Here is a 23,603-nt window from a genome sequence, read left to right as displayed (position 1 = left end):
AATAGACATTTTTCTTGTCATAGCGCGCCTCCGTGTTCCCCTCTAGCATCGCTTGAACATCCATAGGCATGAAAATTCCGTCCGCAGTCCTCGCTTGAGTTTTGGATGCTATTTTCTTTTCCCATGAAAGCCCTCTCAATTCCATATACTTGGAAGGTTCCGATACGATCTTCTTTCCTGTGACCTTTGCCCCTTCCAGTGAAACAGTCGTGCAATTGTTAGTTGTTGGAAGATAAGAACCGGGTAGCAAATACCGTACGTAGTTATCGGTTGTTTTTTGATCTTTACTTTTGTTGACACCAACTGATCATAGTGAGCAATTACGGCTTCTGCCTTTGAATTCTCCAAAAAATAGACGAAACCTGTAGTTGTTCGACCAAGGCTCTTCTCTGAAGCCACATAAGCCTTGAAGTTTGACCACACGTTTAAAACAGCCTCGCCTTCACTATCAAAAGGCCCCCAAACATCTCCGTACCGGCCAAAGTCATATGTGATATTTTTGTTGCCCACCACAACATGAATGGCCGCATGTCCGAAGGGTTGATCAACTCCATTATGGGTATATGGACCGCCGATCAGTATCTCCATATAGGCGCCAGACACTACTAATGTATTAGTTTTTGTGGTTTTGCCTGAAGCTCCCGTGTCTTTTGCTGCCTGTTTTGTACTTGACGTTTTAGTAGGCTGAACCATTAAAGATGTTCCGTATCTTCAAGTTTTGGGAATTTTATGCTGCAACTTCCCCTGGGGACGTTCGCTACGTGCACAAACCCGTTGCCATCAAGAACGCCAGTGATGACGGCGCCGTCAGGAAGTGTCAGTACATATTCCTCGTTGGCAATTGGTTCCTCTCTCTCGTTGAGCAGTTGAAACTCAACGAAGGTTTTTTCTTTCAAGAATTGAGAGAAAAAGCTGCTAGCACCGCTTGAACCAGAATTACCCACAAATGTATCGGGGGAACCGGCTGTGATGGTGGCCCCACAAGCGGTTAGCGATCCAACGTGCGCCACATCCTTACCGAGCCCAAAAACGTGAGGGGCTCCCGTCGTTATCGGATTGCTGCCATGAATGGGACAGGAGTAGACGTCCCCTACCAGGGCCACCGGAAGAGTATTAATAAAAATAGGGCTTGAGCCAGTCGTGATGTTTCCGCCGTGACTGCCTGGGTCTCCAAGTCACGCTACTGGCTTTCCTGCCATGATTTCTCTCCTTTAAACATCAAGAATCGCGAATGGTACATGATCCTCGCATCAGATCTCGCATTGTTGTCAGTTCGGAACATACCTACAAGCACAGTCCGGGTTTCAGACTTTTCGCCGGTTGACTGCCCTGCCCTCACTCCCTATCCTCGCGCCTGTCACGACTCATTCGTGATCGGGTTTGACGGCTCGGCTGTTTTAAGGTGCGCATTGTCTTCCAACTTTGCTCGTGTACTCGTGTGCTCGACACAAAGCTTAATGGTGACTGTGCGCGGGGCACTTTCGAGTGCGCCGGGTACCTTAGACCGGTCCGTCAACCTGCGCACAGTTGCCACCCATTCGTTTGACGGCGATCTAGTGGCAGCTCTTGATGACTAGGGAGCTACACCGATGACCAACGCAACCACAAACTCTACCCCTTTCGCCCCGTGCGACCACGTCGACCACCACCTCTTCGCCGTACAACCCGATATCCCGCTAATCGATGCACTCGAACACGCTACGGTCTACCTCAACTGCGCCGAAGCCCTCGCCCATCAAGCCCCCACCGCCACCCGCCCGGAACACAGCGCCTCGTTGCGCTGGGCCAGCCAGCAAATGCTCGTTACCGCGCGGTCATTGGTGCAGGCCTCGGTCGACGGTTTGCATGCGGCGCAAGCAGGAGATGAAGCATGAACCCGCATATTCCGATGACCAACAATGATTCCGACATTCCGGTGTTGATGATTGCTACGCAGGCGCCGCTGGATGTGTTGCACAGCAGTGCCGCGACACGGTTTTTGGCGGTGACGCAGATGATGGAGAGTTTGGCCAGCCTCGACATTACGCGGGCCAAAGGTGCGGATGTGCAACAACTGGCGCATGCGGCGGCGATGTTGTTACGCGACGGGTGTGATGTGATGGATGTGTTGGGGCGGCAGATTCGGGCTGCTGTGGTTTAGCAGCTTTTCTGTAGAAGCCAGGCTTGCCGGCGATAGCGTTCTTGAGACCGCTATCGCGAGCAAGCCCGCTCCCACAGGTTTAGTGTCTGCCCGACATCTTGAGTGAACAGCTCAGATCCGGAACTGACCAACCAATTTACCGAGACGCTGCCCCAGATCCGCCAGGCTCCGAGAAGTCTGCGCACCCAGCTGAGTTTCATCCGCCACGCTGTCCACCGCCACCGCAATTTGATGCACGCTGCGGTTGATCTCTTCCGCCACCGCCGTCTGTTCTTCAGCGGCGCTGGCGATCTGGGCGTTCATCGAGTTGATGGTGCCGATCAACTGGGCCATGGTGTCCAGCGAAGCACCGGCCTCGTTGGCCTGGGCCGAGGTGCCGTCGCCGGCCTCGCTGGAACGGCGCATCGCTTCCACCGCCGACTGGGTGCCGGCCTGCAAGCGGTCGATCATGCCCTGGATTTCCTGGGTGCTGATTTGCGTACGACTGGCCAGCGCCCGCACTTCGTCCGCCACCACCGCAAAGCCACGACCGGCCTCACCGGCGCGGGCGGCTTCGATGGCGGCGTTGAGGGCCAGCAGGTTGGTCTGTTCGGCAATCGAGCGGATTACTCCGAGCACGCTGACAATCGACGACACGTCTTTTTGCAGGCTGTCGAGGGACACGCCACTGCTGCGGATGTCATCCACCAATGCATGAATTTTCACGATGCTGCCGGCCACGACCCGCTTGGCGGCCTGGCCTTCGGCGTCGGTCTGCTGGGCGGCGACCGCCGCGTTTTGTGCACTTTTCGCCACTTCTTGCGCGGCAGCGGACATTTCGTTGATTGCCGTCGCGACTTGGTCAGTCTCGTGACGCTGACGCTCCATAGCCTGATCCGAGCGCTGGGCCTGATCGGAGACCTGATTCACCAGCCCGGTCAGTTGCGAGGTCATTTCGGTGATCTGACGCACCAGGCTGTGGATTTTGTCGACGAAACGGTTGAACGAGCCGGCCAGTTGACCGAGTTCGTCGTCGCTGGTGATGGTCAGGCGGCGAGTCAGGTCGCCCTCACCCGCCGCGATGTCATCGAGGTTGGCTTTCATCAGGTTCAGTGGGCGCAGAATCGCGTTGGCCAACAACATCCCGGCAGCAGCGATGACCAACAGCACGATGACCGCAATCCCGACGATGCTCAGCACCACGCCTTCCATTCGTTCGGTAACTTTAGCCTGGACCAGTGCAACCTGGGCTTCGATGCCGTCCAGGTTAACCGAGGTGCCGACCGCCATGTCCCACTTGGGCAGGTATTCGGTGTAGCCAAGTTTGGGCACCAGCACCTGGCTGTTGCCGGGCAGCGGCGAACTGTATTCGAGGTAGTGGGTGCCGTCCTTCGCGACCTTCACCAGGTCGCGGTTGACGTAGACGCCGTTCGGGTCGCGGTTGTCCTTGAAGCTCTGGCCCACGCCTTCAGAGCTGTTGGCCTTGAACAGGCGCACGGTGTTGGAGTCGTAGCCAAAGAAGTAGCCTTCCTTGCCGTAGCTGATGCTCGACAGCAATTTGACCACCTGGGCTCGCGCCGCGTCATCGCCGGGGGCCGCAGCGTCGTAAAGCGGTTTGATCGCGGTCATGGCCACGGCCACGTAACTTTGCAGGGTGGCTTTGGCGTCGTTGAGCAGGCTTTGGCGAGTCTCCTCGACTTCCTTGCGCGCCTGTTCCTGAAGAATGAACAGCGTGGTCAGGCTGATGACCAATGCAAAGAGCAATACCGGGAGAACGGCAAGGGACAGGACTTTAGCCTTCAGGCTCATGCGCATGACGGTTCGCTCTTTTGATTTTATTGGCGTGGTTAAAGGCTTTAACGGCACACCGGAGCAAAAGTTGAGTGAAGCACACGCCGATCAATGTGGGAGCGGGCTTGCTCGCGAAGGCGGCGGCACATCCAACATCAATGTGACTGATAGATCGCCTTCGCGAGCAAGCCCGCTCCCACATTTGATCTCGGGGGTTACAGAACCATCGCCGCCACCCAGCCAAACGCCAGCAACGGCAGGTTGTAATGCAGGAACGTCGGGACCACGGTGTCCCAGATGTGGTGATGCTGGCCGTCGATGTTCAAACCGGAGGTCGGGCCCAACGTCGAGTCCGAGGCCGGCGAACCGGTGTCGCCCAAGGCGCCGGCAGTGCCGACGATGCAAACGATCGCCATCGGGCTGAAGCCCAATTGCACGCACAGCGGCACGAAGATCGCCGCCAGGATAGGCACGGTGGAGAACGACGAACCGATGCCGATGGTGACCATCAACCCCACCAACAGCATCAGCAACGCACCGATGGCCTTGCTGTGGTCGATCCACGCCGCCGCGCTTTCCACTAGCGTGCGCACTTGCCCCGTGGCCTTGAGCACTTCGGCAAACCCTGAGGCGGCGATCATGATGAAGCCGATCATCGCCATCATCTTCATGCCTTCGGTGAACAGGTCGTCGGTTTCACGCCACTTTACAATCCCCGACGCCGAGAAAATCAGAAACCCTGCCAGTGCGCCGATGATCATCGAATCCAGCAGCAACTGAATGATGAACGCTGCGGCAATCGCCAGCCCCGCGATGCCCAGGGTCATCGGGTTGTACGCGACGGTTACCTGCTCGACCTGCTCGATCTTCGCCAGGTCGTAGACGCGTTTTTTGCGGTAGCTGAAAAACACCGCCACCAACAGGCCGAAGACCATGCCCATCGCCGGGATCGCCATGGCGTGCATGACGTTGATCTGGCTGATGTCGACGCCACTTTTGCTGACGTTGGCCAGCAGAATCTGGTTCAGGAAGATATTGCCGAAACCCACCGGAAACACCATGTATGGCGTGATCAGGCCGAAGGTCATGACGCAGGCGATCAAGCGGCGGTCCAGTTGCAGTTTGGTCAGCACATATAAAAGCGGCGGCACCAGCAACGGAATAAAGGCGATATGTATCGGCAGAATGTTTTGGGAAGCAATGGCCACCACCCACAGCAAGCCGATCAGCAGCCACTTGACCTGCCGGCCACCGCTGGCGTGCTGGCGGTCGACCATCAGCAAGGCCTTGTCCGCCAGCGCATGAGCCAGGCCGGACTTGGCAATCGCCACCGCGAACGCGCCGAGCAAGGCGTAAGACAAGGCCACCGTCGCCCCATTGCCCAGGCCACTGTTGAACGCTTTAAGTGTCGCGTCGATGCCCAGACCACCGGTCAAACCACCCACCAGTGCGCCGACGATCAGCGCGATCACTACGTGCACGCGGGACAGGCTGAGCACCAGCATGACGCCAACCGCGGCAATTACAGCATTAATCATCGTTACCTCAAGGCAAGCGGAATGAGCTCAGCCGGCAGTCTGCGAAGAGCCGCCAGCGGAGTAAGGGATGGGTTTTATTAGAGGGCGCGCACTGTGCCGCAGAGTGGCGTCGGTGTCAAAGCGCGGGGCAAGCCGATGTGTAAGGTCTTGTGATGACCTCTGTGGCGAGGGAGCTTGCTCCCGCTCGGCTGCGCAGCAGACGCAAAACCTGCTGACACGGTTTGTCTGAAGGAATGCTGGGGGCCGCTTCGCGACCCAACGGGGGCAAGCCCCCTCGCCACAGGGAAGAGTTACTGCCACAAAAAGGCTTAAGTCAGCGAGATTGGAAATTCGGAAACCGCCATAAAGAAAGCCAATCCGCGGCCGTTACAGTGCAAAGTCTCAGATAAATATCGAATAAAAGGACGTTCCCATGTCGCTCAGACAACTCTCCATCCAATGGAAAATCACCCTGCTGGCCGGGTTGTGCCTGGCCGGCGTCGTGACCCTGTTGGTGGGTCTTTCGCTGTATCGCATGGAGCACAGCACTGCGCTGGTGAAAGCGTCGAGCATGGAGATGCTCACCGAATCCGCCCAGGCGCGGATCGAGTCCCAGGGTGAAAACCAGGCGCTGAACATTCGTCAGCAGTTCATGGACGCCTATCAATACGGCCACGGTTTTTCGCGCCAAGTGCTGTTCCTGCGCGAGCAGGCCGAGAAGCGCTTTCTCGATGCCTTCGACCTGCGCGAAGACCTGACCCGCCAGGTCAAATCGGCACTGCAAGCCAACCCGGAACTGCTCGGCCTATCCCTGGTATTCGAAGCCAATGCGCTGGACGGTAAGGACGAACTGTTCGCCGGCCAAGCTGAGTTGGGCAGTAACGACAAGGGCCGTTTTGCCCTGTACTGGTCGCAACCGACGCCAGGCAAGCTGACGTCGATGTCGCTGCCCGAAAGCGACATGGCCGACACCAGCACCGGCCCCAGCGGCGAGGCGGCCAACGCTTGGTTCACCTGCCCGCGCACCACGCTCAAGCCGTGCGTGATCGAACCCTACTTCTATGTGATCGACGGCCAGAACGTGCTGATGACCAGCATCGTTTTCCCGCTGATGGTCAACGGCAAAGTCATCGCCTCGTTGTCGGTGGACATCAACCTTAATAGCCTGCAAGCGATCAGCCTGGGCGCGAGTAAAAAGCTCTATGACGGCCAGACCAGCGTCAGCATCCTCAGCCCTGTCGGTTTGCTCGCCGGCTACAGCCCTGACGCCAGCAAACTCAGCCAACGCCTGGACGCCGTCGACAAGACCAACGGCGCCGAGCTGATTCGCCTGCTGGGCACCAGCAACAAAACCACCAGCCTGCACAGCAATGAGCAACTGAAAGTGCTGTCGCCGTTCCTGCCGATTCCCGGCGGTAAACCGTGGGGCGTGTTGCTCGACGTGCCGGAGAAAGTCTTGGTGGGCCCGGCCGAGGCGCTGAAAAAACAACTCGATGAAAGCAACACGCGCGGCACGCTGGTCGAACTCAGCCTCGGCGTACTGGCCGCGCTGATCGGTCTGTTGCTGGTGTGGTTGATGGCCCGCAGCGTAACCAAGCCGATCCTCGGCGTGGCTCATATGCTCGAAGACATCGCTAGCGGCGAAGGTGATTTGACCCGGCGCCTGGCCTACGACAAGAAGGATGAACTGGGGCAGTTGGCTGGTTGGTTCAACCGCTTCCTCGACAAGCTGCAACCCATCATCGCCGAAGTGAAACGCTCGGTGCAGGACGCGCGCAGCACGGCGGATCAATCGTCTGCCATCGCTACCCAGACCAGCGCCGGCATGGAGCAGCAATACCGCCAGGTCGATCAGGTGGCGACCGCCTCTCACGAAATGAGCGCCACCGCCCAGGACGTTGCCCGCAGCGCCGCCCAGGCCGCTCACGCAGCACGCGATGCCGATCAGGCAACCCGTCAGGGCTTGACCGTGATCGACCGCACCACCACCAGCATCGATAACCTTGCCGCTGACATGAGCACGGCGATGGTGCAAGTCGAAGGCCTGGCGGCGAACAGCGAGAAAATCGGTTCGGTGCTGGAAGTGATTCGTGCCATCGCCGAGCAAACCAACCTGCTGGCCCTCAACGCCGCGATCGAAGCGGCCCGTGCCGGTGAAGCCGGACGCGGCTTTGCCGTGGTGGCCGATGAAGTGCGCAACCTGGCGCGGCGCACTCAGGAATCGGTCGAGGAAACCCGTCAGGTGATCGAGCAATTGCAGAGCGGCACCCAGGACGTGGTGGGCTCGATGAACAACAGTCATCGCCAGGCTCAGAGCAGCGTCGAGCAAGTCAGCCAGGCGGTGACCGCGCTGCGCCAGATTGGCGACGCGGTGACGGTGATTACCGACATGAACCTGCAAATCGCCAGCGCGGCGGAAGAACAGAGCGCGGTGGCCGAGGAGATCAACAACAACGTGGCGACCATTCGTGACGTGACCGAGTCGTTGTCGGGGCAGGCGAATGAATCGGCGCGGGTGAGTCAGTCACTCAATAGCCTGGCGAACCAGCAGCAGAGCTTGATGGATCAGTTTCGCGTCTGACGCGAATTCTGCATCCACCGGAAATCAAAATGTGGGAGCGGGCTTGCTCCCACATTAGATCTTCAGCAGGCTTTAGAGCGGTGTCAGCGTTTAGGGAGTTCGATGGCGACCTTCAACCCGCCCCACTCACTCTCCTGCAACAGCAACTTCCCGCCCCAGGTGTCGACGATGTCGCGCACAATCCCCAACCCCAAGCCATGCCCGTCAGTCTGTTCATCCAGCCGCATCCCGCGACTGAACACCTGAGCGCGCTGGTCTTCGGGAATCCCCGGCCCATCGTCTTCCACGCTCAGCTCAAACCCTTCAGCCGTCTCGACCACGCTCAAGCGAACCTCGGCATCCGCCCATTTGCAGGCGTTATCCAATAGATTGCCAAGCAGTTCCAGCAAGTCTTCACGATCCCACGGCAACTGCAAACCGGCCGGTGCCCGGTAGCTCAGGTCGAGGTGTTCGCCGTGAATCATGTTCAACGTGGCCAATAACCCCGGCAACTCGGCATCGCAATCAAACAACGCCCCCGGTAGCGCATCGCCGGACAATCGAGCGCGGTTGAGTTCGCGATTCAAGCGTTGCTGGACCTGCTCAAGCTGTTGCTGGAAGACCTTGCGCAGTTCCGGATGGTCGTCGAGTTTTTCGCTGGAGGCCAGGCTGAGCAACACCGCCAACGGGGTTTTCAAGGCGTGGCCGAGGTTGCCCAGAGCATTACGCGAGCGCTTGAGGCTGTCTTCGGTATGGGCCAGTAGATGGTTGATCTGCGCCACCAGCGGCTCCAGCTCTACCGGCACCTGATCATCGAGTTGCGAGCGCTGGCCCTGTTGCAACTGGGCGATTTGTTCGCGGGCCTTTTCCAGTGGACGCAAGGCGCGGCGCACAGTGATCCGTTGCAGCAGCAAAATCAGCAGCAACCCCGCCAACCCGAGCCCGAGCCCGACCTGTTGCATGCGCAAAAAGCTCTCGCGCACCGGCGTGTAATCCTGCGCGACGCTGATGGAAATCGACAGACCCAACCGCCGATAGTCCGAGCGCAGCACCAGCAACTGCTGCCCCTCCGGGCCCAATTGCAGGTTACTTTCCAGCCCGGGACTCTCCAGGCGAGGCAGTTCCTGATCCCACAATGAGCGGGAGCGCCAATGGCTGTCGGCGAAATCGATACGGAAGTAATGCCCGGAAAAAGGCCGCTGGTAGGCCGGCGCCAGGTGTCGCTCATCCAGTTGCAGCCCCTGAGGGCCGCGCACCAACGCGGCCAACAGGTTTTCACTGTCGTTGCGCAGCCCGGCTTCGAGGTAGCTCTGCAAGCCCAGTTCGAAACACCACAAACTGGTTTGCGCCAGCACCAGGCCGACGATCACCATTACGCTGATCAGCCCCAGGCTCAAGCGGCGCTGGATCGACCTCACTGGGCTTGCCCGCCGAACAGATAACCCTGGCCGCGACGGGTTTCGATCACGCTGCGCCCAAGCTTGCGCCGCAGGTGGTTGACGTGGACTTCGAGCACATTGGAGTCGCGCTCGGTTTCACCGTCGTAGAGGTGTTCGGCGAGGTGGCTTTTGGAAAGGATCTGCTCCGGGTGCAGCATGAAATAGCGCAGCAGTCGGAATTCAGCGGCGGTGAGCTGAATGTCGGCGCCGTCGCGGGTTACGCACTGGCGACCTTCATCCAGGTGCAGCCCGGCAGCCTTGAGTGTCGGCTGGTTGGCCTGGCCGTGGGAACGCCGCAGCAAGGCCTGGACTCGCAGGTGCAGCTCTTCCGGGTGAAAGGGTTTGCTCAGGTAATCGTCGGCACCAGCCTTGAGGCCTTCAATCCGCTCGGCCCAGGAATCGCGTGCGGTGAGGATCAGCACTGGCGTCGACAAGCTGCCGGCCCGCCATTGGCTCAGCACTTCAAGCCCGGGCATCCCCGGCAGGCCGAGGTCAAGAATGATCAGGTCATAGGGTTCGCTGCTGCCCTGGTAGACCGCGTCGCGTCCGTCGGCCAGCCAGTCGACGGCGTAACCCTGGCGGTTGAGGCCGGCCATCAATTCGTCGGCCAGGGGCACGTGATCTTCCACCAGGAGCAAACGCATCGATCAATCTTCCTTGTCTTTCAGTAAACGGCCTGTGGCGGCCTCGATGTCCAGCTCGCGAACCACGCCGTCGGCGGTCAGCAACTCGACTTCATAAATGTAGACGTCGTGTTTTTCTTCCAGCTCGGCTTCCAGCAGTCTGGAACCGGGATAGCGGTCCAGCGCCTGCTGCAGCAGTTGCTCCAGCGGCAGGATCACGCCCTGCTGACGCAAGCGCAGGGCTTCGTCCTGATCCAGGTCGCGGGCCATGACGACCGAGCAAAACGCCAGAAGCAGCAGCGCCATGCATGAAAATGAAAGCACCTTCATTACGTATCCTGATGATCCTTGAGAACCTGCCCGCTGACAGCGTCTAATTCCAGGTCCCACTCAATGCCCTGCGGGTCGCGCAGCTCCACTTGGTAGACGTACTTGCCGTACTCTTCTTCCAGCTCGGTTTGGGTGATGGTGGAACCCGGGTGTTTGGTCAGTGCGGTGGCGTTGAGCTTCTCGAAAGACACAATGGTACCAGCGTCGCGCAGCCTCAGGGCTTCGTCGGGACCGAGGTCACGGGCGTGAGCGAGGCTGGCGGTCATGCCGATGATGGATGCGATGGACAGGGCAGTCAGGGTTTTCATGGGTGTCTCCGTATTTTTTTATGTGTTGCCTACGGGGCGCACCTTAGCGGGGTGAACTTAACTGAAACTGAATTGCCATCATTGGTCATGACAACGCGACACCAGTGCCTTGCACAAAACCTGTGGGAGCGGGCTTGCTCGCGAATGCGGTGTGTCAGCCACATAAACACCGACTGATACACCGCATTCGCGAGCAAGCCCGCTCCCACAATGACTGTGCATGTCTATAATTCTTGGCTTGCCCGATATCGAGACCGGTATGACCGCTATCCACATCAAGTTCCCCTCCCTGACCCTCAAGGCCGGCCCGCGGGCCTTTGCACGCATTCGTGAAAACGGGTTGAGCGCCGCCGACGTGGGCACGTTGCCGGGGGCGGCCGGTGGTCCCAAGGCATTGGGGATTCAAGGTCTGGACCTGGCGTTGTTCGGCGAATGGCTACCGGCGGCACCGCGAGAGCGTTCGCTGATCGGTGCCTCGGTGGGTTCCTGGCGGTTCGCCAGCGCCTGTCTGCCAGACGCCGCCGAAGGCATTCGGCGTCTCGGTCAACTGTACACCGAGCAGAATTTCGACAAGGGCGTGACCATGGCGCAGATCAGCCAGAGCTCGCGGCGCATGCTCGATGACCTGTTGGATGGTCGCGATGCCGCGATTCTGGACAACACCCATTACCGACTGAACATCATGGTGGTCAAAAGCCACGGCCTGCTCGCCCACGATCATCGTGGCCGCCTGGGGCTGGGGCTGTCGTCGGTGATCGCCGACAACTTACGGGGTCGCGCGCGGTTGTCGCGGCATTTCGAACGGCTGATCATCCACGACCCGCGCCTCGCACCGCCGGTCAATGCGCTGACTGATTTCCCGTCGCGCTTCGTCGCGCTGAATGCCGGCAACCTGCGCCAGGCTTTGCTCGCGTCGGGCTCGATACCGATGGTCATGGAAGGCGTGCGCGACTTGCCGGGTGCCGGCGCCGGAACCTTCCGCGACGGCGGTCTGCTGGACTATCACCTCGACCTGCCCTACAGCGGCAACGACATCGTGCTTTATCCGCACTTCACTGATCGGGTCATTCCCGGTTGGTTCGACAAGACCCTGCCGTGGCGCCGTGGCTGCTCGTTGCGCTTGCAAGATGTTCTGCTGCTGGCGCCATCGAAGGATTACCTGGCGCGCTTGCCTTACGGCAAACTGCCGGACCGCAATGACTTCAAGCGCTTCATGGGCGATGCCCCGAGCCGGCAGAAATACTGGCGTGCAGCAATGGATGAAAGCCGCCGGATGGGCGATGAGTTCCTGGAGTTGGCCGCCAGCGGTCGCCTTGGCGAGCGCTTGCTGACCCTTTAGTCAGTTAGTCAGTGTTTTGCCCAGAGCTCTGGTAAACTCGCCGCCTGCCCACATCGCCGCGGCGATCGCCACCTGACAGAGCTGAAAATCACTGTGGAAATCTTCAAAGAGTTTACTTTCGAATCCGCCCACCGCCTGCCCCACGTGCCGGACGGCCACAAGTGCGGTCGCCTGCACGGTCACTCATTCAAAGTGGCGATCCACTTGAGCGGCGACCTCGATCCGCACACTGGCTGGATCCGCGACTTCTCGGAAATCAAGGCGATCTTCAAGCCGCTCTACGAGCGCCTGGATCACAACTACCTGAACGATATTCCCGGTCTGGAAAACCCGACCAGTGAAGTGCTGGCCAAGTGGATCTGGACTGAGTTGAAGCCACTGCTGCCGGAACTCAGCGCGATTCGCATCCACGAGACGTGCACCAGCGGTTGCATCTATCACGGCGAGTAAAAACAGCTGATTCAGAAGAACCACCGGCGACGGTGGTTTTTTTATGCCTGTCGTTTCACCCTCACGCCGAGTACAGTCATGCCCCATCCTTGGCCCAAAGGAACCCGTCTCATGTCACCGCTTATTCGTCCTGCAACGCTTGAGGACATCGCGCAGATCGAGGCCATCGTCGAGGCGGCTTATTCGCCTTACATCGAGCGCATCGGCCGCAAACCCGCGCCGATGCTGGATGACTACGCCAGCCAGGTGCTGGCCCGGCGCGTTCACGTACTCGCCCACGAACAGACACTCAGCGGCTTTGTGGTGCTGATCGACACCGAAGAATACTTGCTGCTGGACAACATCGCGGTCAGCCCGACGGTCAAGGGCCAAGGCTTTGGTCGCCAATTGCTGGAATTCGCCGAACGCCACGCACTCGAGGCGGGCTACCCGTCGATCCGGCTGTACACCAACGAAGCGATGAGCGAAAACATTGCGCTGTACACCCGCCGAGGGTTCGTCGAAACCCATCGTGTCGAAGAAAACGGCCTGCGCCGGGTTCACATGAGCAAGAAGCTGGGCTGAAGCCCACAGTGGAATGCGTTTCGTCAGTTGCTGCATAAGCCACCTTCAGAGGTGGTTTTTTATGCCTATGCTTTTTGGCTTGTTACCGCCAAGAGGACACTGGCATGGCTGACTGGTCGCTGGCTCAGACCTATCGCTTCAACAGGCACTCCGTTCGATACGCCGTACGGGGTGACGGCCCGCCGTTGGTGTTCGTGCATGGCACGCCCTTCTCCTCTTACGTGTGGCACCGGATCGCGCCGCACTTCATCGCCACGCATCGGGTGTATTACTTTGATCTGTTGGGCTACGGGCAATCCGAACAGCCTGACAGCGACGTGTCTCTCGGCGTGCAAAACGAGCTATTGGCGCAATTGCTCGCGCATTGGGGCCTGGATAGCCCGGACGTGGTGGCCCACGATTTCGGTGGCGCCACGGCCCTGCGCGCCCATCTGCTCAACGGCAAAAACTACCGCAGCCTGACCCTGATCGACCCGGTGGCGCTGACGCCATGGGGTTCGCCGTTTGTGCAGCATGTGCGTCAGCATGAGGCGGCATTCAGCGGGCTGCCTGATTACATCCAGCGAGCCATCGTGCCGACTTACATTCGTGGGGCGATCAAGCGCGAGATTCCCGACCATGAACTGGCGCCGTATGTGCAGCCATGGCTTGGGGAACCGGGGCAAGCGGCGTTCTACCGGCAGATTGCGCAGATGGACGAGCATTACACCCGTGAGGCTGAAGGGCTGTACCCGACGATTCGGTGCCCGGTACAGATTTTGTGGGGTGAGGATGATCAGTGGATTCCCATTGAGCGCGGGCGGGCGTTGCACCGGATGATTCCGGGGGCACGGTTTCAGGCGATTCCAAATGCAGGGCATTTGGTGCAAGAAGATGCGCCGGAAGCGATCGTCGCGGCGCTGCTGCGGTTTTTGCCTCTACACGATTCCCCCTGAGTAAACCGAATCCCCTGTGGGAGCGGGCTTGCTCGCGAAGAGGCTCGCACATTCAACATCAATGTTGACTGACACGCCGCTTTCGCGAGCAAGCCCGCTCCCACATGGGTCTTGTGTTCCGTCAGGCGCACCGCTTTCGCGCCCGCAACGGGCCAATTGCGCAACCTCGTCTATACATAACAACGCCATCCCCCGCTTGGCACGACCACTGCAACCCGCTGCGCGTCTCTCTCATTCAGCAAGGAACGCCACATGACGCAGAACGATCCGGGTAACGATTACCCCCTCAGCGAAGTCCCGATGCACGCCCGCAAAGGCTTCGCCTCCACGGCGATGGTGTTGCTGGGTTTCACCTTTTTCACCGCGACCATGTTTGCCGGCGGCAAGCTCGGCGTGGCGTTCAGTTTCGGCGAGATGATGGCGGTGATTGTCGTCGGCAATCTGTTGCTGGGGATCTACGCCGCCGGCCTCGGCTACATCGCCTTCAAGAGCGGCCTCAACTCGGCACTGATGGGGCGTTTCTGCTTCGGCGAAGTCGGCAGCAAGCTCAGCGATCTGATTCTCGGGTTCACCCAGATCGGCTGGTACGCCTGGGGTACGGCCACTGCCGCGGTGGTGCTGGGCAAATATTTCGAACTGGACCAAGGCACGGTGCTCGGGCTGATGGTGCTGTTCGGCTTGCTGTTCTGCGCCACGGCCTATGTCGGTTATCGCGGGCTGGAGATTCTGTCGTATATCGCGGTGCCGGCGATGATGTTGCTGCTGATGCTTTCAATGTGGGTCGCCACGCTGAAGGTCGGTGGGCTAGACGGTTTACTCGCCGTGGTGCCGACCGAAACGCTGGACTGGTCGACGGCCATTACGCTGGTGTTCGGCACCTTTGTCAGTGGCGCCACCCAAGCGACGAACTGGACGCGGTTCTCGCGCTCAGCCCGGGTCGCGGTGCTGGCAAGCCTGATCGGTTTCTTCGTTGGCAACGGCTTGATGGTGCTGATCGGCGCCTACGGGGCGATCGTCTATCAGCAACCGGACGTGGTCGAAGTGCTGTTGCTGCAAGGTTTCGCCATGGCGGCGATGGCGATGTTGCTGCTCAATATCTGGAGCACCCAGGACAACACCATCTACAACTTCGCCGTCGCCGGGTGCAATTTGCTGCGCACCGGTCGGCGCAAAACCGTAACCCTGGCCGGCGCGGTGATCGGCACACTGCTCGCGCTGCTGGGCATGTACGACATGCTGGTGCCTTACCTGATTCTGCTGGGCACTGTGATTCCACCGATTGGCGGGGTGATCATGGCGGACTTTTTCTTCCGTTATCGCGGCCAGTATCCACGGCTGGCCGACGCCCGGCTGCCGGCGTTCAACTGGCCCGGACTGAGCGCTTATGCGGTCGGGACGGTGGCCGCGTTCAGCTCGCCGTGGGTCGCACCGCTGGTAGGCATTGCCGCTGGCGCGCTAACGTATGTGATATTGACCGGCGTGCTGGGTGTCCGCACTGCCGATGCACCACTCCAAGATCTCTAAAAGGATTTGCCTGATGCACATCATCAACGCCCGCCTGCGCAACCAAGAAGGCCTGCATGAATTGCACCTGGAAAACGGCCTGATCAGCAACATCGCCCGTCAGACCGAAGCCCCGACCCTGGGGCCCGGCGACCTCGACGCCGGTGGCAACCTGGTGGTGCCGCCCTTCGTCGAGCCACACATTCACCTCGACGCGACCCTAACCGCCGGCGAGCCGCGCTGGAACATGAGCGGCACGCTGTTCGAAGGCATCGAGTGCTGGGGCGAGCGCAAAGCCACCATCACCCTGGAAGACACCAAGACCCGCGCCAAGAAAACCATCCAGACCCTGGCCGCCCACGGCATCCAGCATGTGCGCACCCACGTCGATGTCACCGACCCGACCTTGACCGCGCTCAAGGCGATGCTCGAAGTGCGTGAGGAAAGCCGTCACCTGATCGACCTGCAAATCGTTGCGTTCCCCCAGGAAGGCATCGAGTCGTACCGCAACGGCCGGGAGCTGATGGAAGAAGCCATCCGCATGGGCGCCGATGTGGTCGGCGGCATTCCGCATTTCGAGTACACCCGGGACCAGGGCGTCAGTTCGGTGAAGTTTCTGATGGACCTGGCCGAGCGCACCGGTTGCCTGGTGGACGTGCATTGCGATGAAACCGACGACCCGCACTCACGCTTCCTCGAAGTGCTGGCCGAAGAAGCCCGCAGTCGCGACATGGGTTCGCGGGTTACCGCCAGTCACACCACGGCGATGGGCTCTTACGACAACGCTTACTGCGCCAAGCTGTTCCGCTTGCTCGGCCACTCGGGGATCAGTTTCGTGTCGTGCCCCACTGAAAGCATTCACCTGCAAGGACGCTTCGACAACTTCCCGAAACGCCGTGGCGTGACCCGAGTGAATGAGTTGCTCGAAGCGGGGATGAACGTGTGTTTCGGTCAGGATTCGATCGTTGACCCGTGGTATCCGCTGGGCAATGGCAACATCCTGCGGGTGCTCGAAGCGGGACTGCACATTTGCCATATGCTCGGTTATCGCAATCTGCAAAGTGCGCTGGACCTGGTGACTGATAACAGTGCCAAGGCCATGGCCCTGGGCGATCGTTATGGACTGGAGGCTGGGCGGCCGGCGAATTTGTTGATTCTGTCAGCGGACAGTGATTACGAGGTTATTCGTAGCCAGGGCTTGCCGCTGTATTCGATTCGCGGGGGTGAGGTGTTGATGAAGCGGCAGATGCCGGTGGTGGAATGGCCACAACAGGTCTGAATTCTCGCTGACTTGGCGGGCCTCTTCGCGGGCAAGCCTCGCTCCTACAGGTCATGTTTTGTACCGAAATCCTGTAGGAGCGAGGCTTGCCCGCGAAGGCAATCTAACAATCACCCCATCAACCGCGCCGTGCCAAACAACCTCACCCGACTCAACTCGCCCTGCTCTTCTTCCAACAAAATCGGCGCCGTCCCGCCGGGCATGACCACTTTCACCGCTCCCGCCTTCACCCAGCCAGCCCGCCAACCCGCGCAAGCCACCGCGCTGGCGCTGGTCCCCGACGACGCCGTCGGCCCTTCCCCGCGCTCAAACACCCGCGCCACGATTCGCCCCTCGGACTCCAACATCGCCCATTGCAGGTTCACTCCCGCCGCACAAGGCTGCCCGGCCCCGGTCGGCATGGCATAAGCAATACGCGTCAGCCCTTCGGACAACCCCGGTTCGCGCATCCGTTCATTGCTCGGCAAGGCATCGGCGTCAGTCACCAACGTCACGCAATGGGGATTGCCGATCCGTACAAACTGGCTCCGGCCCCACGCAGAATTGAGCGCCGATAACGGCTGCACATGGCTGACGTCGCGACCGTTTAGCATCACTTTTTCAACGCCTTGCGCGCCCACCGCCGCTGGTCCAAACAAGGGTTTGCCCAAGTCCAGCCAGAAGCCTTGCACGCCATCGATTTCGGCTGGTTTCACCGACGTTTCCACGGGCGACAACGTATCGGTCTTGTCGTGATGAACCCTGAGCAAGCAGGCTTCCTCGCTCGGCAGCAGCCCTTGCTCACTGAGCGCCTGAGAGAAAATCGTCAGCCCGTTGCCACTGCGCTCGGCCAGTGTGCCGTCGGTGTTGACGATCAACAGGTCAAACGGTGGCGCGGCTTGAAACGGACCAACCAGCAGGCCATCGCAGCGATGCTCTTTGGCACCGATTGGACGTGTACCCTGCGGCCACTCACAAAACCCATCCACGGCTGCTCGACTCCAGAGGTCTCGGGCGAGCGCCGACGCCTGGGCCGTCGCCGGCAAATGGATGCCCGCGCTGCGCACCGCCTCGGGCGCAACCACTGCATAAATATTGCCCCGAGCGTCGTAGAACTGCGCCATGAACCTGCCCCGTCAACCCGCTGAAAAATGAAGACCACTGTAGTCGCCCCGACGGTTTCAAGGCAAAAAGTGATAGCACTTCGCCAAGACACATCTTGCATCAAAACTGACGAGCGTAGACGGGCAGCGGCTCTAAGCCTATGTGCGCAACTTCTTGCGCAACTTTTAACCTTTATCATCCAGCGCAATTCTGGATCTCGCACTCTGAGCAGTGCGCGGATCAGCAATTTATGGAGCACCCGCGACACCTCAAGGAGCCAGAGATGTTCAGCCCAGCCAACCAGACCCATTTCAGCCTGACCATCGAAGGGCTTGAGCACGACCTGCAAGTGCTGTCGTTCAGCGGCACCGAAGGCATCAGCCAACCCTATGCCTTCGATGTGGAACTGGTCAGCGAAAACCCTGACCTGGATCTGGAAACCCTGCTGCACAAACAGGCATTTTTGGCGCTGGACACCAACGGCAGCGGCATCCACGGGCAGATCCATCGCATCGCCCAGGGTGACTCCGGAAAACGCCTGACTCGCTACAGCCTGACGATGGTGCCGCAGTTGAGCTACTTGAAGCACCGCATCAACCAGCGCATCTACCAGCAGATGTCGGTGCCAAAAATCATCGCGCTGATCCTCGACGAGCACGGCATCCAGAGCAATGCCTACAGCTTCCAGCTCAGCCAGCCGTGCCCGGACCGCGATTACTGCGTGCAGTACGACGAAACCGACCTGCACTTTATCCAGCGCCTGTGCGAGGAAGAAGGCATTCACTACCACTTCCAGCACAGCGAAAAAGCCCATCTGCTGGTGTTCGGCGACGACCAGACCGTGTTCCCGAAACTCGGCCAGCCAACTGCTTACGTGCAAGGCAGCGGAATGGTTGCGGATGAACCGGTAATCAAAGGCTTCAAAATGCGCCTGGAAACCCGCACCAGCCGCACCACCCGTCGCGACTACGACTTTGAAAAGCCGCGCCTGCAACTCGAAGCCGCCTACAAACCTGAAGGCGAAAGCACCGAGCCGGATCTGGAAGACTACGACTATCCGGGTCGTTTCATTGACCGCGCGCGGGGCAAATTTCTTAGCCAGAGAGCGTTGGAACGTCATCGCGCGGATTATCAACAAGCCGAAGGCTGGGGCGACCAAACCACGCTCAACAGCGGCCACTTCCTGGAAATCTCCGACCACCCGCGCACCGCGTGGAACGACCTCTGGCTGCTCACCGAAATCTTCCACGAAGGCAAACAACCGCAAGTCCTCGAAGAGTCAGTGACCAGCGACACCACCGACAACAAAGATGACTTCCACCAGGGCTACCGCAACCGCTTCCTGGCAACGCCATGGAACGTGTTCTACCGCCCAGCCCTTGAACACCCGAAACCCCGCGTCCTCGGCAGTCAGACCGCCATGGTCACCGGCCCCAAAGGTGAAGAAATCCACTGCGACCAATACGGCCGCATCAAAGTCCAATTCCACTGGGACCGCGAAGGTCTGGCGGACGACAAAACCAGCTGCTGGATGCGCGTCTCAAGCTCCTGGGCCGGCGACCGCTACGGTGCCATCGCCATTCCGCGCATCGGCATGGAAGTGCTGGTGACCTTCCTCGAAGGCGATCCTGACCAGCCACTGGTGACCGGTTGTCTGTACCACAAGGAAAACCAGGTTCCCTACGACCTGCCGGCGAACAAAACCCGCACCGTATTCAAAACCCTCAGCTCACCGGGTGGCGGCGGGTACAACGAACTGCGGATCGAAGACAAGAAAGGCGCGGAACAGATCTACCTCCATGCCCAGCGGGATTGGGATGAAAACATTGAGCATGATCAGAAAATTCGAGTGGGTAACGAACGCCACGACACCGTCGAAAAGAACACCTACACCGAGCTGAAGTCCGAGGAACATCGCACCACGATTGCGGATCGCAAGGTCGAAGTGAAAGCTGACGACCACTTGACCGTCGGCCAGAACCAGCACATCAAACTCGGCACCGCGCAGTTGATGGCCGCAGGCAAAGAGATCCACCTCAAGGCCGGGCAAAAGATGGTTATCGAAGCAGGCATGGAACTCACCGTGAAAGCCGGCGGTAGCTTCATCAAGCTGGATGCGGGAGGCATCACCGTAGTGGGGCCGGTCATCAAGCTGAATGCCGGAGGTGCAGCGGGTGTCGGGACCGGAAATGCCGCGCTCCTGCCGCTGGTGCCCCTACCCGCCGCCTCTGACAAGGCCGGTGAAGTCCCTGAGCGTGGCGAGTCGCAACCAGCACCGGAAGTCATTCACAAACTCAGCGCAACCATCAGTGCGGTGCCCGGTCATCCCGGTTACGAAGATGAACCCTATACGCTGTTCGCCGATGGCGCCGTGATTCAGGAAGGCCTGACCGGCGAAGACGGCGTGATCAAGTTTGATCACGTCCCAGGCACCCAGACTTATGCAGTTGAACTGGTGAACGGTCATCGCTTCGAGATTGAGCCTAAGGAAGTCAGCGGCGAAGCAGGCTCACAAAATCAGCAATTGGCGCGCCAGGGGTATCGCGACTACCACGCGCAAGCCGATCAACTTGAGCCTTTGGGCTCAACGGATGATTATCGCGGCGCCGCCCTGAACCCGGCAAACAAGCCGACGAGCCTTTGAGTGCAGGAAGCAATCGAATGACGACTGATTACAGCAAAGAAGTGATCCAGCTGACGCCGAAAGAGCACAAGTCCACCGCCTTGACCATGGACTGGTTTGCGGCCAAAGCGATGTACCCACCGAGAGCCGGCATCAAGGTCACTCCGCTGATCAACGGTGACAAGGCGTTTGGTGCTGTCTACGATGCCATTCAGGCCGCGACAAAGAGTGTCGAAATCATCAGCTGGGGATTCGACCCGGCGATGCGTTTCAAGCCCGGCAGTGATCGAATCGGTGAGCTACTGGATGTTCGAGGTCGCAATGGCGTAAAGACCCGTGTGCTGATCTGGAAGAACCCGCTGGCCAACTTTGTTGAAAACACTATCATTGGCGATGGTCTGGCGGGCTCGGGAGGTACTGCTGCGGGGTCGGGTATGGTTAGAGGGAGCGCAGCGTCTGATAGCTCTGTGGAGGCTCGCCAGCAGCTCGAATACCGTAGAACTGTTAACCAGCATGAATTGGCCAAATTGCGTTCGGGTCAATTGCCTGCTTACGGCACGGGATATCGCTATCAGCAACGCGAAAGTGAGTTGCAGAGCATTCTTGCCGACATCGAAGCACAACTGAACGGCCAAGGTGGCTACAACAAACTCAAAGGATCTGGTGCGCCCAAATATTCCCCCAAAGATGAGGAATACACGCGGGAGTGGTTCAGCCGCATCCACGATGGGCGAATGCAGAACGTCGAGTTTCGTACCCGAGACTTCTCCACGGAAATTCCGCTGAATGCCGCCATACGCGGGCCACAGATGCGCAATGAAAAAGGACGTCTGGCGACCCTTTATCGATTGATGAAAGGGGAAGCACCCGATACCAACTTTGCGCATATGTTGCTGTTGACCCTGTTTGCCAGCCACCACCAGAAGATGGTGTTAGTGGACTATGAAGACACTGCGAACGCGGTTGGCTTCGTCATGGGTCACAACATGCATCGCAATTACTGGGATACCAGCGCGCACCTGTATGACGACAAAGCCGCGCGGCGTAGCCCAGGCTTCGGTCCTTGGCAGGACTTGTCGATGAAAGTGCAAGGTCCTGCTCTGCATGACCTGAACCACAACTTCAGCACCGCTTGGGATCGGGAAACCTTTTGGGTCAAAAAATGGTTTGTCGATGGCCTGCGCGATCAGCGCCAGGCCATCAAGCCGGACAATTTCAAAGCCGCCGGCTCAACCATGGCGCAGATTTGCCGCACACAACCGCAAGAAGGTGCCGAGACCTCTATTCTGGAGCTGTACCACAAGGCTTTAGGCAACGTGCGCAACTACGCCTATTTTGAAAACCAGTATTTCCGCTACCCGCCGTTTGCAAAACAGTTACGTGAACTGGCGGCTGCTTATATCGCAAAGGGTAGAGACAAGGAGTTGTACTTGTTCGTCGTCACCAACAACCCGAACGACAAGGGCTTTTCCAGCACCACCTATGCCACCTTGCAGGAACTGGGGCAGGAGCAACTGATGCCTCAGGCTCAGCGCAGCCTAGTCGAAGAAACGCTCCGAAAGCGCAGCCAGGTGGCGTATCTGGACGCAAATCCACAGAACGATCCCTACGTGCAGCGGGCTCAGCTCAACCGAGCCGAGGTACTGAAGCGCGAGATTACCGAGTTGGAAAAAAAAGGCGTCACCCCTGAAGTAGAAGAGCGTCTGGGCGGTCTCAAACCAAAAGATATTCCTGAACTCAGCAAGCCGAAATCGGATGACAGTGAAGATCCAAAACCTTACACCCTCAAGGATTTACCGGGACTCAAGGTCGTCATTGCGACGCTAACGGCGTGTAGCCCCGAGCCGGGCAGCATGTTGTCCGAAGGGGAGCAGGCGTTTTTCCGTGGGATCTACGTACACTCAAAACTGTTGGTGGTGGACGATGTCTTTAGTCTGCTCAGTTCGGCGAATATCAACACCCGCAGTCTGCATACCGACTCTGAATTAGGACTGGCTGCACCGGATGCTGAGCTGGCCAAGCATTGGCGGGAAGAGTTGTGGAAGTTGCATGTCGGTGAGTCACTTAACGATGACAAGGGACGCTGTGATGGGTTAGAGAATTTCGCTAAATGGAATGATGTGATGGATAAGAATTGGGAAAACAAAGGCAGAAATAAACCATTAATTGCCCATTTAACTCGTTTTTGGGATGTGGAGACGCCTTATGCCAAAGCCATTGACTAAAACCATTTCTATTTGTGCCCTCATTCTTTCATTTTTGCTGAGTGGAGCCCCGGCCATGGCCTATCCAACCTTTACCTGTGCCTACGAAAAAGACCACAACCCACCACTGGATGCGGAAGCCGAGCGCTGGTTTCAACAGGCCCGCGCCTTGGAGAAGGTCCGAGGTGTCAAAGACTGGAAAACCATCGTCGGGCTCTACGAAAAAGCCATCGCCAAAGATCATTGGAAGGCGATGCACAACCTGGCGGGACTCTATCGCACGGGCTGGCCAGGGCAACCCGGCGTTGAACAAGACACCAGCAAGATGCTCGACCTCTATGAACGCATGGTGAAACTCAAAGTCCCGCTGGGTTATTACAACTGGGCCGTGGTTGCCGAAAATGGACGAGGGGTTTTGAAGTCGGACCGGATGGCCAGTTCTTATATGTTCCAGGCAGCGCAATTAGGCAGTCCATTGGCCCAGGTTCAAATCGGCCAATACTTCGCTTTTGCTCTCCCCAGGGATAAGCAGGACGATGACATGGCTGAGCGCTATTACCGATGTGCGGGGGCTCAGGACAATCCCGACGCCATAGAGAAAACCGCAAGTTTTTATGATACAGCTAAAGAAAACAAACCTAGGGCTCTATTCTATTATCAGCGCGCCGCATCGCTGGGTAGTTCCACGGGATTTAGTTATCTCAGTGGAGTATTTGAGTCTGAACCTGAACCCATATATAACTTTGGGTATCAGCCAGACCCTAAGATTCATGAGCTTTATTCCGGTCTTTGGAAACAGCTCCGGGCTGACCGTAATCTACGCTTCCCTAATCTCATGAAAGACCACCCCCTCCCTCCCCACCCCAAACAAGGCTTTGACGCCGAACACCCGGACCAACGCCCAGAGCTATAGCCGGAATACCCAAGGAAGATTCA

20 protein-coding genes and 4 pseudogenes are annotated in these 23,603 nt (G+C 58.8%); 14 read left to right on the top strand and 10 right to left on the bottom strand.

Features of this window, described 5'->3' with window-relative positions; all coding sequences use genetic code 11:
• Positions 1 to 135: 135 nt before the first annotated feature.
• Positions 136 to 693, bottom strand: a complete 558-nt coding sequence (locus tag AC1MEW_RS14300; RefSeq protein ID WP_480426702.1) for a hypothetical protein — start codon at positions 691 to 693, stop codon at positions 136 to 138.
• Positions 694 to 698: 5 nt separating this feature from the next.
• Between AC1MEW_RS14300 and AC1MEW_RS14295 the strand changes: the two genes are divergently transcribed.
• Complete coding sequence (locus tag AC1MEW_RS14295; RefSeq protein WP_323570051.1) at positions 699 to 929, top strand: hypothetical protein; 231 nt, start codon at positions 699 to 701, stop codon at positions 927 to 929.
• Positions 930 to 1,025: 96 nt separating this feature from the next.
• On the opposite strand, the pseudogene AC1MEW_RS14290 reads toward AC1MEW_RS14295, so the two are convergent.
• Positions 1,026 to 1,118 (bottom strand): annotated as a pseudogene (locus tag AC1MEW_RS14290) (PAAR domain-containing protein); the annotation flags it as partial.
• Positions 1,119 to 1,589: 471 nt separating this feature from the next.
• Between AC1MEW_RS14290 and AC1MEW_RS14285 the strand changes: the two are divergent.
• Together AC1MEW_RS14285 and AC1MEW_RS14280 are read left to right on the top strand one after the other, a co-directional pair.
• Complete coding sequence (locus AC1MEW_RS14285) at positions 1,590 to 1,874, top strand: DUF3077 domain-containing protein (protein WP_322269141.1); 285 nt, start codon at positions 1,590 to 1,592, stop codon at positions 1,872 to 1,874.
• On the top strand, positions 1,871 to 2,140 hold the full coding sequence (locus AC1MEW_RS14280; RefSeq protein ID WP_322269142.1) for a short-chain dehydrogenase: 270 nt from the start codon (positions 1,871 to 1,873) through the stop codon (positions 2,138 to 2,140). Before AC1MEW_RS14285 ends, AC1MEW_RS14280 begins: the two co-directional genes overlap by 4 nt.
• Before the next feature lie 111 nt (positions 2,141 to 2,251).
• On the opposite strand, the pseudogene AC1MEW_RS14275 reads toward AC1MEW_RS14280, so the two are convergent.
• The 3 genes and pseudogenes from AC1MEW_RS14275 to AC1MEW_RS14265 all read right to left on the bottom strand — a co-directional run.
• Positions 2,252 to 2,749, bottom strand: a pseudogene (locus tag AC1MEW_RS14275) (methyl-accepting chemotaxis protein); the annotation flags it as partial.
• A 408-nt stretch (positions 2,750 to 3,157) separates the two neighbouring features.
• Positions 3,158 to 3,928 (bottom strand): annotated as a pseudogene (locus tag AC1MEW_RS14270) (cache domain-containing protein); the annotation flags it as partial.
• Positions 3,929 to 4,125: 197 nt separating this feature from the next.
• Positions 4,126 to 5,445 (bottom strand): Na+/H+ antiporter family protein, encoded by a 1,320-nt coding sequence (locus AC1MEW_RS14265; protein WP_201204824.1) that lies wholly within the window; start codon positions 5,443 to 5,445, stop codon positions 4,126 to 4,128.
• Positions 5,446 to 5,860: 415 nt separating this feature from the next.
• Here AC1MEW_RS14265 and AC1MEW_RS14260 point away from each other — a divergent pair.
• Together AC1MEW_RS14260 and AC1MEW_RS14255 are read left to right on the top strand one after the other, a co-directional pair.
• A pseudogene (locus AC1MEW_RS14260) lies at positions 5,861 to 7,102 on the top strand (PDC sensor domain-containing protein); the annotation flags it as partial.
• Between the two features lie 150 nt (positions 7,103 to 7,252).
• Positions 7,253 to 8,008, top strand: a complete 756-nt coding sequence (locus tag AC1MEW_RS14255; RefSeq protein WP_480427238.1) for a methyl-accepting chemotaxis protein — start codon at positions 7,253 to 7,255, stop codon at positions 8,006 to 8,008.
• Positions 8,009 to 8,091: 83 nt separating this feature from the next.
• Here AC1MEW_RS14255 and AC1MEW_RS14250 read toward each other — a convergent pair whose 3' ends face one another.
• From AC1MEW_RS14250 to AC1MEW_RS14235, 4 genes are read right to left on the bottom strand one after another with little or no spacing between them, the layout of a single operon-like run.
• Entirely contained in the window at positions 8,092 to 9,405 is a 1,314-nt protein-coding gene (locus AC1MEW_RS14250; protein ID WP_480426701.1) for a sensor histidine kinase, read from the bottom strand.
• Positions 9,402 to 10,070 carry a response regulator transcription factor gene (locus AC1MEW_RS14245; protein WP_322269145.1) on the bottom strand — a complete coding sequence of 223 codons (669 nt, stop codon included), beginning with the start codon at positions 10,068 to 10,070 and terminating at the stop codon, positions 9,402 to 9,404. The genes AC1MEW_RS14250 and AC1MEW_RS14245 overlap by 4 nt, the downstream gene beginning before the upstream one ends.
• A 3-nt stretch (positions 10,071 to 10,073) precedes the next feature.
• Positions 10,074 to 10,379, bottom strand: coding sequence for a PepSY domain-containing protein (locus AC1MEW_RS14240; protein WP_201204833.1), 306 nt, complete (start codon positions 10,377 to 10,379; stop codon positions 10,074 to 10,076).
• Entirely contained in the window at positions 10,379 to 10,687 is a 309-nt protein-coding gene (locus AC1MEW_RS14235) for a PepSY domain-containing protein (protein WP_201204835.1), read from the bottom strand. Before AC1MEW_RS14235 ends, AC1MEW_RS14240 begins: the two co-directional genes overlap by 1 nt.
• 259 nt (positions 10,688 to 10,946) lie before the next feature.
• Here AC1MEW_RS14235 and AC1MEW_RS14230 point away from each other — a divergent pair, with 259 nt between their 5' ends.
• The 6 genes from AC1MEW_RS14230 (at position 10,947) to codA (ending at position 16,757) form a co-directional block, all read left to right on the top strand.
• A complete protein-coding gene (locus tag AC1MEW_RS14230; RefSeq protein ID WP_201205321.1) occupies positions 10,947 to 12,026 on the top strand; it encodes a patatin-like phospholipase domain-containing protein in 1,080 nt (359 codons plus the stop codon).
• Between the two features lie 93 nt (positions 12,027 to 12,119).
• Positions 12,120 to 12,476, top strand: coding sequence for a 6-carboxytetrahydropterin synthase QueD (gene queD, locus AC1MEW_RS14225; protein WP_201190933.1), 357 nt, complete (start codon positions 12,120 to 12,122; stop codon positions 12,474 to 12,476).
• Positions 12,477 to 12,587: 111 nt separating this feature from the next.
• Entirely contained in the window at positions 12,588 to 13,040 is a 453-nt protein-coding gene (locus AC1MEW_RS14220; protein ID WP_322269146.1) for a GNAT family N-acetyltransferase, read from the top strand.
• 104 nt (positions 13,041 to 13,144) lie between these two features.
• Positions 13,145 to 13,975: an alpha/beta fold hydrolase gene (locus AC1MEW_RS14215; protein WP_322269147.1), complete on the top strand. Its 831-nt coding sequence runs from the start codon at positions 13,145 to 13,147 to the stop codon at positions 13,973 to 13,975.
• A 252-nt stretch (positions 13,976 to 14,227) separates the two neighbouring features.
• The gene (codB, locus tag AC1MEW_RS14210; RefSeq protein WP_323570050.1) at positions 14,228 to 15,499 is read left to right on the top strand and encodes a cytosine permease; all 1,272 of its coding nucleotides are present in this window, start codon (positions 14,228 to 14,230) and stop codon (positions 15,497 to 15,499) included.
• A 13-nt stretch (positions 15,500 to 15,512) separates the two neighbouring features.
• Entirely contained in the window at positions 15,513 to 16,757 is a 1,245-nt protein-coding gene (codA, locus tag AC1MEW_RS14205) for a cytosine deaminase (RefSeq protein WP_322269148.1), read from the top strand.
• Between the two features lie 110 nt (positions 16,758 to 16,867).
• On the opposite strand, the gene AC1MEW_RS14200 is transcribed toward codA, so the two are convergent.
• A complete protein-coding gene (locus AC1MEW_RS14200; RefSeq protein ID WP_480426699.1) occupies positions 16,868 to 17,860 on the bottom strand; it encodes a diaminopimelate epimerase in 993 nt (330 codons plus the stop codon).
• A 263-nt stretch (positions 17,861 to 18,123) separates the two neighbouring features.
• Here AC1MEW_RS14200 and AC1MEW_RS14195 point away from each other — a divergent pair, with 263 nt between their 5' ends.
• The 3 genes from AC1MEW_RS14195 to AC1MEW_RS14185 are packed head-to-tail and all read left to right on the top strand — an operon-like array spanning position 18,124 to position 23,580.
• The gene (locus tag AC1MEW_RS14195; protein WP_480426698.1) at positions 18,124 to 20,484 is read left to right on the top strand and encodes a type VI secretion system Vgr family protein; all 2,361 of its coding nucleotides are present in this window, start codon (positions 18,124 to 18,126) and stop codon (positions 20,482 to 20,484) included.
• Between the two features lie 17 nt (positions 20,485 to 20,501).
• Positions 20,502 to 22,688 (top strand): phospholipase D-like domain-containing protein, encoded by a 2,187-nt coding sequence (locus AC1MEW_RS14190; RefSeq protein ID WP_480426697.1) that lies wholly within the window; start codon positions 20,502 to 20,504, stop codon positions 22,686 to 22,688.
• On the top strand, positions 22,669 to 23,580 hold the full coding sequence (locus AC1MEW_RS14185; protein WP_480426696.1) for a tetratricopeptide repeat protein: 912 nt from the start codon (positions 22,669 to 22,671) through the stop codon (positions 23,578 to 23,580). The genes AC1MEW_RS14190 and AC1MEW_RS14185 overlap by 20 nt, the downstream gene beginning before the upstream one ends.
• Positions 23,581 to 23,603 lie beyond the last annotated feature (23 nt).

This window comes from Pseudomonas sp. ASL4, from assembly GCF_056680395.1.
This window is presented reverse-complemented; position numbering and strand designations above follow the sequence as displayed.

Coding starts and splice junctions, on each gene's coding strand:
- AC1MEW_RS14300 (WP_480426702.1), bottom strand. CDS start 693: ATGGTTCAGCCTACTAAAACGTCAAGTACAAAACAGGCAGCAAAAGAC.
- AC1MEW_RS14295 (WP_323570051.1), top strand. CDS start 699: ATGTTCCGTATCTTCAAGTTTTGGGAATTTTATGCTGCAACTTCCCCT.
- AC1MEW_RS14285 (WP_322269141.1), top strand. CDS start 1,590: ATGACCAACGCAACCACAAACTCTACCCCTTTCGCCCCGTGCGACCAC.
- AC1MEW_RS14280 (WP_322269142.1), top strand. CDS start 1,871: ATGAACCCGCATATTCCGATGACCAACAATGATTCCGACATTCCGGTG.
- AC1MEW_RS14255 (WP_480427238.1), top strand. CDS start 7,253: ATGGAGCAGCAATACCGCCAGGTCGATCAGGTGGCGACCGCCTCTCAC.
- AC1MEW_RS14245 (WP_322269145.1), bottom strand. CDS start 10,070: ATGCGTTTGCTCCTGGTGGAAGATCACGTGCCCCTGGCCGACGAATTG.
- AC1MEW_RS14240 (WP_201204833.1), bottom strand. CDS start 10,379: ATGAAGGTGCTTTCATTTTCATGCATGGCGCTGCTGCTTCTGGCGTTT.
- AC1MEW_RS14235 (WP_201204835.1), bottom strand. CDS start 10,687: ATGAAAACCCTGACTGCCCTGTCCATCGCATCCATCATCGGCATGACC.
- AC1MEW_RS14230 (WP_201205321.1), top strand. CDS start 10,947: ATGACCGCTATCCACATCAAGTTCCCCTCCCTGACCCTCAAGGCCGGC.
- AC1MEW_RS14220 (WP_322269146.1), top strand. CDS start 12,588: ATGTCACCGCTTATTCGTCCTGCAACGCTTGAGGACATCGCGCAGATC.
- AC1MEW_RS14215 (WP_322269147.1), top strand. CDS start 13,145: ATGGCTGACTGGTCGCTGGCTCAGACCTATCGCTTCAACAGGCACTCC.
- codB (WP_323570050.1), top strand. CDS start 14,228: ATGACGCAGAACGATCCGGGTAACGATTACCCCCTCAGCGAAGTCCCG.
- codA (WP_322269148.1), top strand. CDS start 15,513: ATGCACATCATCAACGCCCGCCTGCGCAACCAAGAAGGCCTGCATGAA.
- AC1MEW_RS14200 (WP_480426699.1), bottom strand. CDS start 17,860: ATGGCGCAGTTCTACGACGCTCGGGGCAATATTTATGCAGTGGTTGCG.
- AC1MEW_RS14195 (WP_480426698.1), top strand. CDS start 18,124: ATGTTCAGCCCAGCCAACCAGACCCATTTCAGCCTGACCATCGAAGGG.
- AC1MEW_RS14190 (WP_480426697.1), top strand. CDS start 20,502: ATGACGACTGATTACAGCAAAGAAGTGATCCAGCTGACGCCGAAAGAG.
- AC1MEW_RS14185 (WP_480426696.1), top strand. CDS start 22,669: ATGCCAAAGCCATTGACTAAAACCATTTCTATTTGTGCCCTCATTCTT.